This is a genomic window from Gordonia asplenii (assembly GCF_012933505.1).
GTDB lineage: Bacteria > Actinomycetota > Actinomycetes > Mycobacteriales > Mycobacteriaceae > Gordonia > Gordonia asplenii.
This window is the reverse complement of the sequence record NZ_JABBNB010000082.1, coordinates 1-1,011: the sequence shown is the minus strand read 5'-3', so window position 1 is coordinate 1,011 and position 1,011 is coordinate 1. Positions and strand designations below refer to the sequence as shown.

1 protein-coding gene is annotated in these 1,011 nt (G+C 69.3%); it reads left to right on the top strand.

Annotated features, from left to right (window positions below; translation table 11 throughout):
- Window positions 1-1,011: DUF222 domain-containing protein (locus tag HH308_RS29280; RefSeq protein WP_170197818.1), on the top strand; the 1,011-nt coding region annotated here is incomplete at both ends.

Here is a 1,011-nt window from a genome sequence, read left to right as displayed (position 1 = left end):
AGACGCCACGACCACGCCCGCGCCGCCCGCACGGTGACGACGGATCCGTTGGCGGATGGGATGGCCGAACTCCGGACCACTGCCACCGTGGAGGATGTCGCGACGGCGTTCGCCGCCATCGACGCCCTCATCACCCGGGTCTGCTGCAGCAACGATCCGCGGCGGCGGGGGGCGCGGCGCTCAGATGCGGTGATCGCCCGGCTGCACGGGGTGGCGTTCGAATGCGAATGCGGCGACCCCGACACCTGCACCGGCGACCCCGACGACACCGCGGCAGGGGTGTCGCAGGCGCAGGTGGTGATTGCGCTGCACGTGATCACCGAACAAGCCACCCTCACCACCAACCCCGCCAACCCCGCCAGCACCGATGGGGTCGGTTACGTCGACGGCTACGGCATCATCACCGGCGAGCAGGTCCGCGACATCGCCGAACGCCCCGAGACGAAGGTCAGCTACTTCCCCAACCCACCCACCACACAACCCGAACCGCCAACAGACACCGACACAGCAAGCGCGACCGACGGCGAACCGGAGCCGGAGCTGGACTTGGATTTCGTCGAGGCGGCGTCTCCGACCGTGACGGACTCGGAATCATATGAGACCGAGCCGGCAGCCGCGGCAGACGAGACCGAACCGGCCGCTGACGCGAAACCCGAACCGGAAAGCAGCCGAGCAGCCACGCCAGAGCCGCACCCGGCTCCGACGACGACCACCGAACCCGCGCCTGCAGCGCCGTCGGCGGCGACGGAACCCGAACCCGACACTGAGATGGGTGGGGACGACCCAGAAGCTGACGAGGCACCCACTGCGGCGTCGACGACCTCGACCGTCACCGAAGCCGAAGCCGAACCCGAAGCCGAACTCGACGCCCAGACACCACCGGTCGGGGAGGGACCGGACACAAGCGACGTACTCGCACCGTCACCGCAGTCTGTACCCGAGCCCGGGCCGACGCCAGAAGCAGCGGGCGAGGCGGAGCCACAAGCGCCTGCAGAAGCAGAAGGATCGTCG